15 protein-coding genes are annotated in these 15286 nt (G+C 57.8%); all 15 read right to left on the reverse strand.

What is annotated here, in order from left to right:
- Nucleotides 1–1401 carry a UDP-N-acetylmuramoyl-tripeptide--D-alanyl-D-alanine ligase gene (gene murF, locus BLV81_RS10845; protein WP_092355550.1) on the reverse strand — a complete coding sequence of 467 codons (1401 nt, stop codon included), beginning with the start codon at nt 1399–1401 and terminating at the stop codon, nt 1–3.
- Nucleotides 1398–2942: a UDP-N-acetylmuramoyl-L-alanyl-D-glutamate--2,6-diaminopimelate ligase gene (locus BLV81_RS10850; protein WP_092355553.1), complete on the reverse strand. Its 1545-nt coding sequence runs from the start codon at nt 2940–2942 to the stop codon at nt 1398–1400. The genes murF and BLV81_RS10850 overlap by 4 nt, the downstream gene beginning before the upstream one ends.
- The gene (locus BLV81_RS10855; RefSeq protein WP_092355555.1) at nt 2942–4723 is read right to left on the reverse strand and encodes a peptidoglycan D,D-transpeptidase FtsI family protein; all 1782 of its coding nucleotides are present in this window, start codon (nt 4721–4723) and stop codon (nt 2942–2944) included. Before BLV81_RS10855 ends, BLV81_RS10850 begins: the two co-directional genes overlap by 1 nt.
- Nucleotides 4720–4992, reverse strand: a complete 273-nt coding sequence (gene ftsL / locus BLV81_RS10860; RefSeq protein ID WP_092355558.1) for a cell division protein FtsL — start codon at nt 4990–4992, stop codon at nt 4720–4722. Before ftsL ends, BLV81_RS10855 begins: the two co-directional genes overlap by 4 nt.
- Nucleotides 4989–5972, reverse strand: a complete 984-nt coding sequence (gene rsmH / locus BLV81_RS10865; RefSeq protein WP_092355561.1) for a 16S rRNA (cytosine(1402)-N(4))-methyltransferase RsmH — start codon at nt 5970–5972, stop codon at nt 4989–4991. Before rsmH ends, ftsL begins: the two co-directional genes overlap by 4 nt.
- Nucleotides 5973–5982: 10 nt before the next feature.
- Entirely contained in the window at nt 5983–6411 is a 429-nt protein-coding gene (mraZ, locus tag BLV81_RS10870) for a division/cell wall cluster transcriptional repressor MraZ (RefSeq protein ID WP_092355564.1), read from the reverse strand.
- Between the two features lie 502 nt (nt 6412–6913).
- Nucleotides 6914–7456 carry a crossover junction endodeoxyribonuclease RuvC gene (gene ruvC, locus BLV81_RS10875; protein WP_092355567.1) on the reverse strand — a complete coding sequence of 181 codons (543 nt, stop codon included), beginning with the start codon at nt 7454–7456 and terminating at the stop codon, nt 6914–6916.
- A 68-nt stretch (nt 7457–7524) separates the two neighbouring features.
- Nucleotides 7525–9090 (reverse strand): bifunctional phosphoribosylaminoimidazolecarboxamide formyltransferase/IMP cyclohydrolase, encoded by a 1566-nt coding sequence (purH, locus tag BLV81_RS10880; protein WP_092355570.1) that lies wholly within the window; start codon nt 9088–9090, stop codon nt 7525–7527.
- Between the two features lie 216 nt (nt 9091–9306).
- The gene (locus BLV81_RS10885; RefSeq protein WP_014007929.1) at nt 9307–9540 is read right to left on the reverse strand and encodes a Fis family transcriptional regulator; all 234 of its coding nucleotides are present in this window, start codon (nt 9538–9540) and stop codon (nt 9307–9309) included.
- 113 nt (nt 9541–9653) lie between these two features.
- Nucleotides 9654–10670 (reverse strand): tRNA dihydrouridine synthase DusB, encoded by a 1017-nt coding sequence (gene dusB, locus BLV81_RS10890; RefSeq protein ID WP_092355573.1) that lies wholly within the window; start codon nt 10668–10670, stop codon nt 9654–9656.
- Between the two features lie 85 nt (nt 10671–10755).
- Nucleotides 10756–11892, reverse strand: a complete 1137-nt coding sequence (locus tag BLV81_RS10895) for a GGDEF domain-containing protein (protein ID WP_092355576.1) — start codon at nt 11890–11892, stop codon at nt 10756–10758.
- 233 nt (nt 11893–12125) lie between these two features.
- On the reverse strand, nt 12126–12803 hold the full coding sequence (locus tag BLV81_RS10900) for a histidine phosphatase family protein (protein ID WP_092355579.1): 678 nt from the start codon (nt 12801–12803) through the stop codon (nt 12126–12128).
- Between the two features lie 26 nt (nt 12804–12829).
- On the reverse strand, nt 12830–13465 hold the full coding sequence (locus BLV81_RS10905; RefSeq protein ID WP_092355582.1) for a YbhB/YbcL family Raf kinase inhibitor-like protein: 636 nt from the start codon (nt 13463–13465) through the stop codon (nt 12830–12832).
- A gap of 57 nt (nt 13466–13522) precedes the next feature.
- Nucleotides 13523–14011, reverse strand: coding sequence for a D-aminoacyl-tRNA deacylase (dtd, locus tag BLV81_RS10910; protein WP_092355585.1), 489 nt, complete (start codon nt 14009–14011; stop codon nt 13523–13525).
- On the reverse strand, nt 14008–15279 hold the full coding sequence (tyrS, locus tag BLV81_RS10915) for a tyrosine--tRNA ligase (RefSeq protein ID WP_092355742.1): 1272 nt from the start codon (nt 15277–15279) through the stop codon (nt 14008–14010). The genes dtd and tyrS overlap by 4 nt, the downstream gene beginning before the upstream one ends.
- Nucleotides 15280–15286 lie beyond the last annotated feature (7 nt).

Raw genomic sequence — 15286 nt, forward strand, 5'->3', positions numbered from 1 at the left:
TTAGTGAACCCCTTCAGAACTTGTACCTGCAAGATGCTGAACAACCCGCTCCATTTTCATGAAGCGCGACCCTTTGATCAGCACCGTGGCGTCCGGTGTCATGGCGGCATCGAGCGCGGCTAGCAACGCTGCGATGTCGTTGAAATGTTGTGCTTGCGGACCGAAGGCGGCGCTGGCATCGGCCGCCATGTCGCCCAGCGTGAACAATCGGGTGACGCCGCGTTGCTTGGCGTAAGCGCCGATCTCCTGATGGAATTCGCGTCCTTCGTTGCCGACTTCGCCCATATCGCCCAGCACCAGCAAACGCGGCTCGGCGGTCTGCGCCAGCACATCGATTGCCGCCCGCATCGAATCCGGATTAGCATTGTAGGTGTCGTCGATCACCAGCGCGCCGGCGCAACCGGCGGCTTGCGCCAATTTGCGCTGCAGCCGGCCGCTGACCGGCGCGAACGATTCCAGGCCGCGCCTGATCGCCGCGATGTCGATGCCGATCGCCAGGGTGCAAGCGATGGCGGCGAGCGCATTGCGTACATTGTGTTCGCCGGCGGCGGACAATTGCACTGCAAATTTTTGCGGCCCTGTTGCGGTCGTAGCGGACACCATCAAATCGCTGCCGAAACCATTCGCCGCCTTGGTGTAACTGGCGCTGACATCTGCATCGGGTGTCAGGCCGAAGCTGATGCTGCCCGCCTTGTCGGCGGCATAGCCACGCCACAACTCTGTATAAGGATCGTCTGCCGGGAACACGGCAATACCGTTGGCCGGCAAGCCGCGGATCACACTGCCGTTTTCTTCGGCAACCGCCGCTACGCTCGCCATGAATTCCTGATGCTCGCGCTGTGCATTGTTGACCAGTGCCACGGTCGGTTCGGCAAGCGCTGTCAGCAGCGCAATTTCACCGGGATGATTCATGCCCAGTTCAATCACGGCGGCCTGATGGCTAGCCTCAAGCCGCAGCAGGGTCAGTGGAACGCCAATCTCGTTATTGAAATTGCCGCGTGTCGCCAGTGATTTATCAATACCAAAAGCCGCGACCAGGATCGCGGCAATCATTTCTTTTACTGTGGTCTTGCCGTTACTGCCGGTGACGGCAATCAACGGCAGCGTAAATTGCTGCCGCCAGCGCTGCCCTATCGTGCCAAGTGCAATCCGGGTGTCGTCCACCAGCAATGCCGGCACCGTCAGCGTCGCTGGTGCGCGTTCCACCACCACCGCTGCTGCGCCTTGGGCAACTACCTGATCGAGGAAATCGTGGGCGTCGAAACGCTCGCCACGCAATGCGACAAACAGCGAACCTGGCGTCACCGCACGGCTATCCGTGGACAAGCCATGCACCACGACCTGGCTGCCGGCGGCAGGCAATCCCAGCCACGATTGCAGCAGCTGCAATGAGACGTTCATACGCTGCCGCCTTTCATGGTGGCCCGCGCGGCAAGCGCCAGCGCGGTATGGTCGGCATCTAAAAACGGCAATTTCTTTCCCTTTATTTCTTGATATGTTTCATGGCCTTTACCTGCCAGCAAGACCACATCGGCCTTGCCCGCATGCCGCACCGCCCACAGAATCGCGGCGGCGCGGTCTTCCAGCGCCTGCGCGGCCTGCGGCGCTTTCATCCCGGCCAGAATCTGAGCGATGATGGCGCCCGGCTCCTCATTGCGGGGATTGTCGCTGGTGACGATGACGTGATCCGCCAGTTCTGCGATAGCGCCCATCTGCGGGCGCTTGCCGGGATCGCGATCGCCGCCGCAACCGAATACGCACCACAATTCGCCGTTGCGTTGCTGCGTGACTTGCCGCAGGGTATTCAAGGTTTTTTCCAGCGCGTCAGGGGTGTGTGCATAATCGATAACTATCAGCGGCGCGTCATGGCCGCCGAACTGCTGCATTCGACCCGGCACGGCAACCAACAGTTCAATCGCGTGCAACGCGGCATCCCAGGCAACACCTTTGGCTAGCAGCACGCCTAGAATGCCAAGTGCATTGCTGACATTGAATTGTCCCACCAGCTGCGTCTTGACGTGTGCCGAGCCGAACGGCGAATCGAGGTGGAATGCAGTGCCATTGGCGCTGGTGCGGATCGCCGAGGCGCGCAGCACCGCAACGCCCGCCGGCGTTTCCAGTTCCTCTTTCAGCTCCTCGCACGTATAGCCGATCACTGGGACTGCTGCTTGCTTTTGCGCCAAATGACTCACCAGACGCAAGCCCATGGCGTCATCGAGATTGATCACGGCTTGCTGCAATCCTGGCCAATCGAACAATATGCGTTTTGCGGCTTCGTAATGCTGTTCGTCACCGTGGTAATCCAGATGATCGCGCGTGAAATTGGTGAACAAGGCGATGTCGACATGCATGCCGCTCATGCGCCCTTGTTCCAGGCCGATCGAAGATGCTTCAATCGCCAGCGCCGCCACGCCTTGTTGGCGCATCTCGCTCAGCGCGTGTTGCAATAACAGTGCATCAGGCGTGGTATTGCCGGTTTCTTCGAATTCACCGCGCTGGCCGTGGCTATATATTCCCGTGCCGAGAGTCCCGATGACGCCGGTAGTCTGGCCCAGGTGCGACAGTGCATGGCCCAGCCATTGGGTACACGATGTCTTGCCATTGGTGCCGGTGACGGCAACCACCAGCATGTCCTGGTCGGCTTGCCGATAATAAGTATGGGCGATCTGGCCGCTAAGCTGCTTGAGGCCGCTTACCGCGCGATGGGCGACGCCCCATGCAGCATCCCAGGTAAATTTTTCGCTCTCGTAAAGCGCCGCGGATGCGCCGTTTTTCAGCGCTTGCGCAATATAGGCGCGGCCGTCGGCCGCATCGCCGGGATAGGCAAAGAACACGTCGCCAGCCTTTACCTTGCGCGAGTCCGACACCAGTTCAGCGCCAGCCGGGGCAACGCTGCTCAGCCACTGCTGGATGTCTTGCAATTGCTTTGCCGTGGATTTCATCACAAACCCTCCTGCGGACCGTCGGTCGGGATGATGATGTCGGTGACACTGGAATCCGGCGGCACGTTCAGCGCCCGCAAGGCGTTAGCGGCAACCGTCGCGAACACCGGCGCGGCGACGTCGCCGCCGAAGTGCGAGCCGACAGCCGGTTCGTCGACCATCACCGCAATAATCAGACGCGGATCGGAAGCCGGGGCAAAGCCGACGAAATCGGCAATGTATTTTTTGACATATTTACCGCCTTCAATCTTATAAGCGGTACCGGTTTTTCCGCCTACCCGATAGCCAGGTACTTGCGCTTTCGGTGCGGTGCCGCCTGGCGCGGTGACCCGCTCCAGCATGGCGCGCATGGTCAGCGCGGTCTTTTCCGAGACCACGCGCTGTCCGACCGGGGATTCGGTGACTTTCTGGAATGACAGGGGGATCAGGTCGCCGTTGCGCGCAAAAATCGTGTAGGCGTGGGCCATCTGGATCAGAGACACCGAAATACCATGACCGTAGCTCATGGTCGCCTGCTCAATCGGCCGCCACGATTTGAAAGGACGCACGCGACCGGCAACGGCGCCAGGGAAACCGAATTTCGGTTGCTGCCCAAGGCCGACGGTGGTGAACATCTCCCACATTTCTTCGGCCGGCATCTGCAACGCTATCTTGGCGGTGCCGATATTCGATGATTTCTGAATAATCTGGGCGACGCTCATGGTCTCCACCGGATGCGGATGGGAATCGCCCACGGTCGCAGTGCCAATGGTCATTTTGTCCGGCACCTGGAAGGTCGTGGTCGCCTGGACCCGATTGGTGTCGAGCGCGAGCGCAACAGTGAATGGCTTCAAGGTTGACCCGGGCTCGAAGGTATCGGTCATCACCCGATTGCGCAGCTGGGCGCCGGTCAGCACCGAGCGGTCGTTCGGGTTATAGCTGGGCAGATTTGCCAAAGCCAGCACTTCGCCGGTCCGGGCGTCAACCACGACGATGCCACCGGCCTTGGCCTTGGTCCGCTCCACCGCTTCTTTCAATTGGGTGAAGGCGATGTACTGGATCTTGCTGTCGATCGACAGCACCAGGTCCTTGCCGTCATGCGGTTCCTTGACCGCCTCGATATCCTCGACAATGCGCCCGAGCCGATCCTTGATCACGCGACGGCTGCCGGTGGCGCCGGCCAAGGTCTTCTGCTGCGACAGCTCCATGCCATCCTGACCGGCATCTTCCACATTGGTGAAACCGACCACGTGCGCCGCCACCTCGCCTTCGGGATAGAAACGCTTGTATTCCTTGCGGGTTTCGATGCCGTCGATGCCGAGCTTGACGATCTTGTCGGAAATGTCTTGTTCGACCTGGCGCTTGAGATAGACAAAATTGCGATCGGAGTCGAGTTTCTTGCTCAGTTCGGCATCGCTCATATCGAGCAGTTTTGCCAATGCCCGCAGCTTCTCTTTCGGCGCAGCCTGCACATCCTCAGGAATCGCCCAGATTGCCTTGACCGGCACCGACGACGCCAGCACCTGGCCGTTGCGATCGGTAATCTTGCCGCGCGTGGCCGGCAACTCCAGCGTACGCGCATAGCGCGAAGCGCCTTGCTTTTGCAGAAAATCGGTGGAAATCCCTTGCAGCCACAGCGACCGCACGATCAGCGCCAGGAAGGCTGCGAACATGGCGAACAGCACCACCCGCGAGCGCCATACCGGCAACTTGACTTTCAGCATCGGACTGGCGGAAAACGGCAGGCCTTTGCCGGCGGCAATCCGTCCTGTGTGTGAATTGCGCGGGGGATTGCGCGTCATTTTTCCCCCACCGTCAGATATTGGGTACGGTCAGCGGTCAGCGGCACCATGTTCAAGTCACGCGTAGCGCTGGCTTCAATCCTGGCGTTTTTCCCCAGCGTCGATTGATCGAGCTGCAATTGCGCCCATTCGATATCCAGCTGGCGCGACTGGCTGGCCGCCCGCTCCAGTTCGATGAAAAGCTGACGCGCCTGATACTGCGAATTGACCAGCGCCAAGGCGCACAGCACCAGGGCCAAGGCGAGCACGAAATTGAGACGCCCGCTCATGCCCGGCCTCCGGCAGTTGCAGAAGGTCCGGCAGCAGCCAGACGCTCACCGACCCGCATGATGGCGGAACGCGCGCGCGGATTTTCCGCGACTTCAGCGTCGGAAGGCTTGACCCGCGCCACCAGTTTCAATTCCGGTTGCGGCAGATCGACCGCACGAATCGGCAGGCGACGGTCGGGCTGCGGCATCCTGGCCTTGGAAGCCATGAACTGCTTGACGATCCGATCTTCCAGCGAATGAAAGCTGATCACGACTAATCTCCCTTGCTGGGCCATCTGCCGAAATGCCTGATCCAGTACTATCTCGAGTTCTTCAAGCTCTTGATTGATGAAAATCCGAATAGCCTGAAAGGTACGGGTGGCCGGGTCTTTGCCTTTCTCACGGGTCTTGACGGCGTTTGCCACGATCTGGGCAAGCTGTCGTGTGCCAGTGATGGGCTGGATTGTCCGGCTAGCAACAATCGCCTTTGCAATCTGAACAGCAAACCGTTCTTCCCCATAATCACGTACCACCTTTCCGATTGTTTGTTCATCTGCTATTGCCAACCATGCTGCTGCCGACATGCCGCGCGTCGTATCCATGCGCATGTCGAGCGGGCCGTCTGCACGAAAGCTGAAACCCCGGCTGGCATCATCCACTTGCGGAGACGAAATGCCCAGGTCGAGCAGCACTCCGTCAACTTGTTGAATTCCTCTTTCCTGCAATGCCTGCGCCATCGTCGCGAAGCTGTCGTGCACAATCTCGAAACGCGGATCGGCGATCGTGCTGGCGGTGGCGATGGCTTGCGGATCCTTGTCGAAGGCGATCAAGCGGCCGCGCGGCCCCAGGCTCTGCAAAATCTTGCGGCTATGGCCGCCACGACCGAAAGTACCGTCGACGTAAATGCCATCCGCACGCGTACCGACAATCGCCAACGCATCGACAGCCTCATCCAATAACACGGTGCGGTGCTGGAACTCGGGCACCACTGGTTCACTCATGGCCGGCCCGTCAGAACGAAAAATTGCTTAACACTTCGGGCATGCCAGCCGCAACTGCTTGCGACTCGCTCTCAGCCAGCTTGGCTGCATCCCAAATCTCGAAATGGCTTCCCATGCCCAACAACATCACCTCACGCGTCAAGCCGACCGCCGAGCGCAGCTCCGGCGCCACCAGAATCCGGCCGGCGGAATCGAGCTCGACATCGGAGGCGTTGCCCAGGAAAATCCGCTGCCAGGCGCGTGCCGACATCGGCCATGCCGCGATTTGTTCGCGATGGCTCTCCCAGATCGGACGCGGAAATAACAGCAGGCAGCCATGCGGGTGCTTGGTGAGCGTCAACCGCCCCTCGCATTGAACGGTGAGCGCGTCACGATGCTTGGATGGCACTGCCATCCGTCCTTTTGCATCGAGATTTAATGCTGACGCACCTTGAAACACCGCACACGCTCCTTTATTTGATCTTGGAAAATTGTCTTTGCAAGCCGGCAAAAATGCCCCACAAAAAAACACTTTTCCACACTTCCACCCACTTTAGAGGATGCACTATTCTAGGTCAAGCCATTTAGCAACAGGCAATTGCAAAATATCCGAGTAAAGTCAATGACTTAGCGCCGGTATTTAATAATGTGCCGAGAATGCTCCTACATTGAATTACTAAATAAATGAAGGACTTAGCAGTAGTTGTAAATGTCAGCTCTTAGATATACACATGTGTTTGTCACGACTTTACTGAAACAAAGATTCACAATTGAAAGAGTCTTTGGATCGACAAAATGAGACAAATCACAGATAAAGCAGGGAGTAGGCGGCTTGATAGTGCGGAATAAGCAGCTGCAGATGACGAAATAGCATTAATTCGTACTGTAACAACAGAAAACAATCCTGGATAATGCACTGAAATCGGGAGCATGAGTGGCATCGAATCAAGCTACGCTTCAAACTAGCCGATCAGCCGGCCGCCGCGTACCCGCAAACCCTTCTTCGCCAGATCCGGCGCCAGCGCACTCAGATGCGCCAGCGCATCGCCGCTGTGCGCATGACAAATCGCTACCGCCAGCGCATCGGCCGCATCGGTACCCGGCAGTCCGGGTAACTGCAACAGCCGCTGCACCATATCCTGCACCTGCTGCTTTTGCGCCTTGCCATGGCCGGCGACCGCCTGCTTGATCTGCAAAGCGGTATATTCGGCGACCGGCAAGTCTGCGCTCACCAACGCACAAATCGCAGCGCCACGGGCTTGCCCGAGCAACAGCGTCGATTGAGGATTAACGTTGACGAAGACTTTTTCGATCGCCGAGCAATCCGGCGCATAGGTGCGGATGACTTCGGACACGCTGGCCAGAATCACCTTCAGACGTTGCGGCAAATCCGCGTCCGGGGTCTTGATGGTGCCCGAGGCAACATAGCTGAGCTGGTTGCCCTGCTTGTCGATGACGCCAAAACCGGTGGTCCGCAGACCGGGGTCGATACCGAGGATTTTCATATACTCAAACGATGACCGAAGCGCTTCGCCGTGGCAAGCACGAAGCGCCGGTCGCTGCTAGCTGTTACTTAGTGGCGGAAATGGCGGGTACCGGTCAGCAGCATGACTACGCCATGCTCGTCGGCCGCATCGATTACTTCCTGATCGCGCATCGAGCCGCCCGGCTGCACTACGCAAGTCGCGCCGGCATTGACCACCACATCGAGGCCGTCGCGAAACGGGAAAAACGCATCCGAAGCCACCGCGGAACCGACCAGCGACAGACCGGCGTTTTGCGCCTTGATCGAGGCGATGCGGGCAGAATCTACGCGGCTCATCTGGCCGGCGCCAACACCCAGCGTCATGCCATTGCCGCAAAACACGATAGCGTTCGACTTGACGAACTTGGCGACACGCCAGGCAAACATCAGATCCTGCAATTGCTGCTGGGTCGGCTGCTTCTTGCTGACTACCTTCAGCTCGCTCAGGGAGACATTGCGCGCATCCGGCGCCTGCACCAGCAAACCGCCGCCGACGCGCTTGAAATCATACTGATTGATGGCGTGAGCCAATGGAATTTCCAGCAAGCGCACATTCTGCTTGGCGGCAAAAACCTGCTTGGCTTGTTCGGTGAAGGACGGCGCGATGATCACTTCGACGAATTGCTTGGCGACCGCTTCGGCGGCGTTGCCGTCGAGCTCCTGATTGAAGGCGATGATGCCGCCAAACGCTGAAGTCGGATCGGTTTGCAAGGCTTTGCTATACGCTTCCAGCGGATTGTTGCCGATGGCGACGCCGCAAGGGTTGGCGTGCTTGATGATGACGCAAGCGGTTTCGCTGAAAGTCTTGACGCATTCCCACGCCGCATCGGCGTCGGCAATATTGTTGTACGACAGTTCCTTGCCTTGCAACTGCTTGTAATTGGCCAGCGCACCTTCGACATGCCGGGCGTCGCGGTAAAACGCTGCCGACTGGTGCGGATTCTCACCGTAGCGCATTTCCTGCACTTTTTCGAAATGCAGGTTCAGTGTCGCCGGATAGGCGCTGCGGGTCGCGTGTTGCTTGTCTTCGCCCAGCGAAGTGAAGTAATTGGTAATCGCGCCGTCATATTGGGCGGTGTGCGCAAACACCTTCTTGGCCAGCGCAAATTTGGTGCCGTAACCGACTTCACCCTGATTCGCCTTCAGTTCAGCCAGCACGCCAGCGTAATCGCTAGGATCGCACAGCACGATCACATCTTTATGATTCTTGGCTGACGAACGCAGCATGGCGGGACCGCCGATATCGATATTTTCGATCGCATCCTCCAGCGAGCACTGCTCCTTGGCAATGGTCTGCTGGAACGGGTAGAGATTGACTACCACCATGTCGATCATGGGAATCTGATGTTGCTCCAACGCCGCCATATGCTCAGGGAAATCACGGCGCGCCAGGATGCCGCCGTGTACTTTCGGATGCAAGGTCTTGACGCGGCCGTCGAGCATTTCCGGAAAGCCGGTGTAATCCGCCACTTCGGTCACCTTGACGCCGTTGTCAGCCAGCAGCTTGGCGGTGCCGCCCGTCGACAGGATATTTACGCCCAGCGCCGACAATTCTTTTGCGAAATCAAGTATCCCGGTTTTATCGGATACTGAAATGAGGGCTTGTTTAATCATGATGAAAACTCTGGAAGTGAATGACGGGAAGGGACACGGATAAAGGAAAAGGATAAATACAGCATGCTGAGGAAAGTGCTGCGTCCCTGGATGGAAACTGCAGCCTGCCGCCAGCTTGTTGATTCTGTTGCCTGCTGACGCGGCGTCGCTCGGTTAATTATTTGAAACTGCGTATTGAAACCGCACCTTGAAACTGCTTCTACGGTTTTTACAAATCTACAAAAGACCATGCTGCTGCAATTTCTTGCGCAGGGTATTGCGATTAATGCCCAGCATTTCAGCCGCATGCGATTGATTGCCTTCGGCGCGCGCGATCACAGCTTCCAATACAGGTTTTTCAACCGTGGAAATCACCATGTCGTAGACGTTCGACGGCGGCTGCTCGCCAAGATCCTTGAAATATTTTTCCAGGCTTTGCTTGACGACGTCTTGGATACTTTCTTTGCTCATTCTTTTTACTGTTCTTTTTTTTTAGGACTTACGTAATACCATCAGCGGCGTTTCACCAGCTAGCTGAAGCAATCGTGGCAAGCCCTGTTTTTTGTTAATCTTGTTAATCTGACTCAGGCCGCCAGCATCTGCTCGGCCACCCCGTATTGTAACCGCTCCCCAAACGCAAACTGCGATTCGAAGAAGCTATTTACTGCGGCCAGTTGCTGGCCGCAATCTTCCAGCAGGTTCATGCGTTGCCGAAATGCCTCTCCGCCAGGCAAATCACGCACATACCAGCCGATATGCTTGCGGGCGGTACGCACCCCCAAGTAATCCCCATAAAATCCATAGTGCGCACGCAGATGTTCATCCATCAGGTGTTGCACTTCCGTCACCAACGGCGCCGGCAAATAGTCGCCGGTACGCAAATAGTGTTCGATCTCGCGGAAAATCCATGGCCGGCCCTGCGCTGCGCGGCCCACCATGATGGCGTCGGCCTTGGTGAACGCCAATACTTGCCGTGCTTTTTCCGGCGTCGTGATATCGCCGTTGGCGACCACCGGGATCGACACAGCGGCCTTGACCGCGGCAATGGTCTGATATTCAGCGTCGCCGCTATAACCGTCGGCACGGGTTCGTCCGTGCAGAGTCAGCATGGCGATGCCGCTGGCTTCTGCCAAGCGGGCAATACTCAGGGCGTTTTTATTCAGGCGGTCCCAACCGGTGCGAAACTTCAGCGTGACCGGCACCTCGACTGCGTTAACTACCGTTTCCAGAATCTCGGCCACCAGTTGCTCATCTTGCAACAAGGCGGAACCGCACCAGCTGTTGCAGACTTTCTTGACCGGACATCCCATGTTGATGTCGATGATTTGCGCGCCGTGATCGACATTGTATTTCGCACACTCAGCCAGCATCTGCGGATCGGCGCCGGCGATCTGCACCGCGCGCGGCGCCATCTCGCCATCGTGATTGATGCGGCGCGAGGTTTTCTCGGTCTGCCACAGACGCGGATTGGAGGCCGCCATTTCCGACACCGCATAGCCGGCGCCCAGCTCTTTGCAAAGCTGCCGGAACGGTCTGTCCGTGACGCCTGCCATAGGCGCCACAAAGACATTGTTACGAAGGAAATAAGGACCAATATTCACAGCGTCGTCGCTAGCTCAGGATGAAATCACAAGGGGAAAGGCGTCATTTTATCCCGATTGCCGCGGCACGCGGGTTTTTGCACAATCAAAGTTCGTCTTCGGACAGGGTATTGGAGCTGCGCAGATGCTGGGTGGCGTAATGAATTAATTCGTCCAGTCCGCGGCCGTCAGCGCCGTAAGTTGCAACCCCTATCGACAAAGCGAGCCGGATCGACCAGTTTTCGATGTTCACCGGATGATGCTTGAAATGGGCGAGAAATGCCTCCGCCAGGCTGTCGGCATCTACCGTGTCGGTGGCCGGCAACACGTACAGGAATTCGGTGGCGTTCCAGCGTCCGCCGCTGTCGGTCTTGCGCAGCTGTGCGCCGGTATCTTTGGCAAACGCCGCCAGGATATTGTCGGCTACCGCCCAGCCATACAGATCGTTGATCCTGTGAAAATCGTCCAGTTGGCAATATAGAATCGACAACGGCGATGCCTCGTCAGCGACGGCCGTGGCGGTAGCGGCCACCGCTTCTTCGTAGACATGCACGATACGGCGCCGGGTCAGCAAGCCGGTCAGCGAATCGAGCTGCGCCTGGCGCGTAAGCAAATGCGACAAATTGGATTGTTTCCAGATCACTTCGCAGACATGGCCAAAAGCCTGAAACGAAGCAAACCCGGTTTCCGAAAAATAGTCTTGGCTATCCGCATAAAACACCATCATGCCGTGCATGCGCGCCTTTTCCGAGCGCAGCGGTATGGCCAGCGCGGCCTTGGCGGAACAATGCTCGGGATGTGCCTGCCATGGCGCAAACAGCGCGTGAAATTCGCTGTCGCGGCCTGCGTCCCAATCTGCAATCTGGGTAAACGGCGCCGCGTAATCAAAACAATCCTTGGCCAACTGCCATTGGTCGGATTCGCTCCGCGCCTGGCCGACAATCGCCGTCGGCTTGATGGTCGCATCCGAATCGTCCTGGCAAAATCCCACCCATACCAGCCGGATATGCGGGCTGGCGGGCAAAATCATTTGGCACAGGCGTTTGACGCTTTCGCGACCGCTATAGGCTTGAGGCAAGGTTTGCAACAGCTGATGCAGTACGCCAACCAGCGCCAGTTGCTCTTTATTCAATGTCGGGCCAGCCAAGGTAGCGGACGCAGCCGATTTCCCCGTGGTCCCTTCGACCAATGGCTCGGGGCCAGCAGCACGCTGCGCCCAGGAGGGAAAAAGATTAAATTTCATGCTAACTGTCCCGCTGTTGTTTTAATTCTTATCGGCAAGATTAGCACAAGCACACTGCTTTTATCGCAACTGTTTTTACTGATGCTTAGATAGATTAATAGCGATTATTTGATCTTGCAGTCGAGCACCAACATAAGCGTGAAACACGATAATTTCCACTTGGAAACAAATGTTTTGTTGATCGTTTTATTGCCCAGCTTATTGCCCGACTTATTGCTTAATTTATTGCGCCTTCATTGATCAATTTCATCTAGCGACAAAGTCTCCAGATGCGCCACATCCGCCCAGCCGTCCACCCGCAGCGGTTGCGGCCACTCAGGATTCCAGCTCAGGCGATTGATGCTGGCATTGAAAATATTGCAGCTGCGCGGCTGGTCCAGCGGCAGCTTGTGCGCAAAACGGTAAATGCAATCGAGTACGCCGCCATGCGTCACTACGGCAATCCGCCGCAAATCGCCAGATGCCGACAAATCGCGCAAAGCCGTCAAGGTCGTGAAAGTTGTTATAACGCGCGCGGAGAATTCGCGCATGGTTTCCGCCGCATGCTTGCCAGCGGGATAACGGACATCGATGTCGCGTCCCATCAACGCCGCGTAGGCGTCCGGGAAGCGCTCGGCGGCTTCCGGATAACGCAAGCCTTCCAGCGCACCGTAACAACGCTCACGCAATCCGGCGGCGAGTTGCAATGTCATGCCGCGCGCCTCGGCCAATGGCGCGGCGGTTTGCTGTGCGCGCTGCAGATCGCTGCTGAAAATCGCATCCAGCGCGACGCCATCCAGGCTGGCGGCCAGCGCCTGGGCCTGGCGCCGGCCGACAGGATTGAGCTGGATGTCCAGATGGCCTTGCAGGCGACGCTCCAGATTCCAGTCCGTTTCGCCGTGGCGTATCAGTATTATTTCAGTGGTCGACATAAATTTTCTGCGGGGCCAGCCTATGCTTATAAAGCTGGATTCAAAGTGTAAATGCCGACGATGGATTCTTCCGCCAGAATGTGGCCGTGCATGGCTGCCAGCACTTGCGGCCCGGTGAATTTGCCCTCTACCGGCAAACGCGGAATGTCCAATGCATACAAAGTAAAAATATAACGATGCACGACCTCGTCGTTCCACGGTGGACATGGACCGTCATAGCCGAAATAGTCGCCGCTCATCGCTGCATCGCCGGCAAACCAGCCGGTGTAGTCATTCAAGCCATGACGTGCGCCGGCAATAGGGCCGCCATAGATGTCGGGACCGGGCTTGCCATGGGAGGTGACTCTGTCGCTGAAACTGCCGGCTTCGATCGAAGCGGCATGCGGCGGCAGGTCGACCAGCACCCAATGAAAGAAATCGACGCGCGGCAGATCGGCCGGCACGGTCCTGCCTTCCTGGTTGACATCGTCGCCGCGCGAGGGCACATCGGGATCGTGGCAAATCAGCAGCAGCGATTGCGTGCCGGCCGGCGGTTCGCCCCAACCCAGATGCGGGTTGTGGTTGGCAGACAAAGTGATGTGAGTATCGGGATGCACCACCGCGAAAGCGAACTCGCCGGGGATATAGGCACCGTCGTTAAAGGAATGGCTCCAGAGTTTCATGCTCAGCTCCCGTTGGTAAAGTTATCAGGCTACTCCAAAAGAACGCATTTGATCTGCTTACGTTAATGCTTTGGTTGATGCTTTAGCTAACTCTTTCGCCGCCGGCGGTTTTACTTGCAGCCAGAAGGTCACCGGACCGTCATTGGTCAAGGACACTTTCATGTCGGCGCCAAAGCGGCCGGTAGCCACCTGTGCGTGCCGGCTGGCAGCTTGCCCGGCGAAATAGTCGAACAGGCGGCGGCCGTCTTCCGGCGCCGCCGCCGGTGTGAACGAGGGGCGCTTGCCTGATTGCGTATCCGCCGCCAGCGTAAATTGCGGCACCAGCAGCAAGCCGCCGCCGATGTCGCTCAGGCTGCGGTTCATCTTGCCGGCGTCGTCGGCGAACACCCGATAAGCCAGCAATTTGGTCAGCAGCGCATCCGCTTCTTTTTCGCGGTCTCCGCGTTCAGCGCACAGTAGTACCAGCAAGCCGCCATCGATGGCGCCGACCGTTGCGCCATCTACCACAACGCTGGCATGGCTGACTCGCTGCAACAGCCCGATCATACGCTCAAGGTCACGCGGGCAAACTTGCGCTTGCCGACTTGTATCACGAAAGTGGCAGCTTCAACTTTCAAGCCTTTGTCGCTGACGACGGCGCCATCGATCCGCACGCCGCCCTGCTCCACCATGCGCAATGCCTCGGAGGTGGACGGGCAAAGATTGGCTTGCTTCAGCAACTGGCCGATACCCAGCGGTGCGCCGCTCAGGCTCAGTTCCGGAATGTCGTCCGGAATGCCGCCCTTGGCGCGATTGTTAAAGTCGCTCAAGGCATCTTCCGCCGCCTGCTGGCTGTGGAAGCGCGCCACGATTTCTTGCGCCAACACAACCTTGATGTCGCGCGGATTCTGGCCGCCTTCGACTTGCGCCTTGTAGCCGGCGATCTGCGCCAGCGACTTGAACGACAACAGCTCGTAGTAACGCCACATCATGACGTCGGAAATGCTCATCACCTTGGCGAACATGGTATTGGCCGGTTCCGTGATGCCGATGTAGTTACCCTTGGATTTCGACATCTTCTCGACGCCGTCCAAGCCTTCCAGCAAAGGCATGGTCAGGATGCATTGCGGCTCCTGGCCGTAATGCTTCTGCAGCTCGCGGCCCACCAGCAGATTGAATTTCTGGTCGGTGCCGCCCAGCTCGAGATCTGATTCCAGCGCCACTGAATCGTAGCCCTGCATCAATGGGTACAGCAGTTCGTGCACCGAAATCGGCGTGCCGGCCTTGAAACGTTTGGTGAAATCTTCGCGCTCCAGAATCCGCGCCACCGTATATTTAGCCGACAGCTGAATCATGCCGCGCGCGCCGAGCTTGTCCGACCATTCCGAGTTGTAGCGGATTTCGGTACGCGCCGGATCCAGCACCAGGCTGGCTTGGGCAAAATAAGTCTTGGCGTTTTCTTCGATCTGTTCGCGGGTCAGCGGCGGCCGCGTCACATTGCGTCCGGACGGGTCGCCGATCATGGAGGTAAAGTCGCCGATCAGGAAAATCACCTTGTGTCCCAGATCCTGCAGTTGCCGCATCTTGTTCAGCACCACCGTATGGCCGAGGTGCAAATCCGGCGCGGTCGGGTCCAGGCCCAATTTGATACGCAGCGGCTTGCTGCTTTGTTCGGAACGCTGCAGCTTGCGCGCAAAATCGCTCTCGATCAGCAGCTCGTCGACGCCGCGCTTGGTAATCGCCAATGCTTCCTGGGTCCGGTCCGACAGAACCAGTGGAGTGTTTTCAACAGCAGCGGCTGCCTTCGGTGACGTGTTTTGGGAATCGTGAGCCATATGGGAG

The organism is Collimonas sp. OK242, from assembly GCF_900107095.1.
GTDB lineage: Bacteria > Pseudomonadota > Gammaproteobacteria > Burkholderiales > Burkholderiaceae_D > Collimonas.

What these genes read in the sequence shown, in the direction of transcription:
- murF (WP_092355550.1), bottom strand. Translation starts at nt 1,401, where the DNA reads ATGAACGTCTCATTGCAGCTGCTGCAATCGTGGCTGGGATTGCCTGCC.
- BLV81_RS10850 (WP_092355553.1), bottom strand. Translation starts at nt 2,942, where the DNA reads ATGAAATCCACGGCAAAGCAATTGCAAGACATCCAGCAGTGGCTGAGC.
- BLV81_RS10855 (WP_092355555.1), bottom strand. Translation starts at nt 4,723, where the DNA reads ATGACGCGCAATCCCCCGCGCAATTCACACACAGGACGGATTGCCGCC.
- ftsL (WP_092355558.1), bottom strand. Translation starts at nt 4,992, where the DNA reads ATGAGCGGGCGTCTCAATTTCGTGCTCGCCTTGGCCCTGGTGCTGTGC.
- rsmH (WP_092355561.1), bottom strand. Translation starts at nt 5,972, where the DNA reads ATGAGTGAACCAGTGGTGCCCGAGTTCCAGCACCGCACCGTGTTATTG.
- ruvC (WP_092355567.1), bottom strand. Translation starts at nt 7,456, where the DNA reads ATGAAAATCCTCGGTATCGACCCCGGTCTGCGGACCACCGGTTTTGGC.
- purH (WP_092355570.1), bottom strand. Translation starts at nt 9,090, where the DNA reads ATGATTAAACAAGCCCTCATTTCAGTATCCGATAAAACCGGGATACTT.
- BLV81_RS10885 (WP_014007929.1), bottom strand. Translation starts at nt 9,540, where the DNA reads ATGAGCAAAGAAAGTATCCAAGACGTCGTCAAGCAAAGCCTGGAAAAA.
- BLV81_RS10895 (WP_092355576.1), bottom strand. Translation starts at nt 11,892, where the DNA reads ATGAAATTTAATCTTTTTCCCTCCTGGGCGCAGCGTGCTGCTGGCCCC.
- BLV81_RS10900 (WP_092355579.1), bottom strand. Translation starts at nt 12,803, where the DNA reads ATGTCGACCACTGAAATAATACTGATACGCCACGGCGAAACGGACTGG.
- BLV81_RS10905 (WP_092355582.1), bottom strand. Translation starts at nt 13,465, where the DNA reads ATGAAACTCTGGAGCCATTCCTTTAACGACGGTGCCTATATCCCCGGC.
- dtd (WP_092355585.1), bottom strand. Translation starts at nt 14,011, where the DNA reads ATGATCGGGCTGTTGCAGCGAGTCAGCCATGCCAGCGTTGTGGTAGAT.
- tyrS (WP_092355742.1), bottom strand. Translation starts at nt 15,279, where the DNA reads ATGGCTCACGATTCCCAAAACACGTCACCGAAGGCAGCCGCTGCTGTT.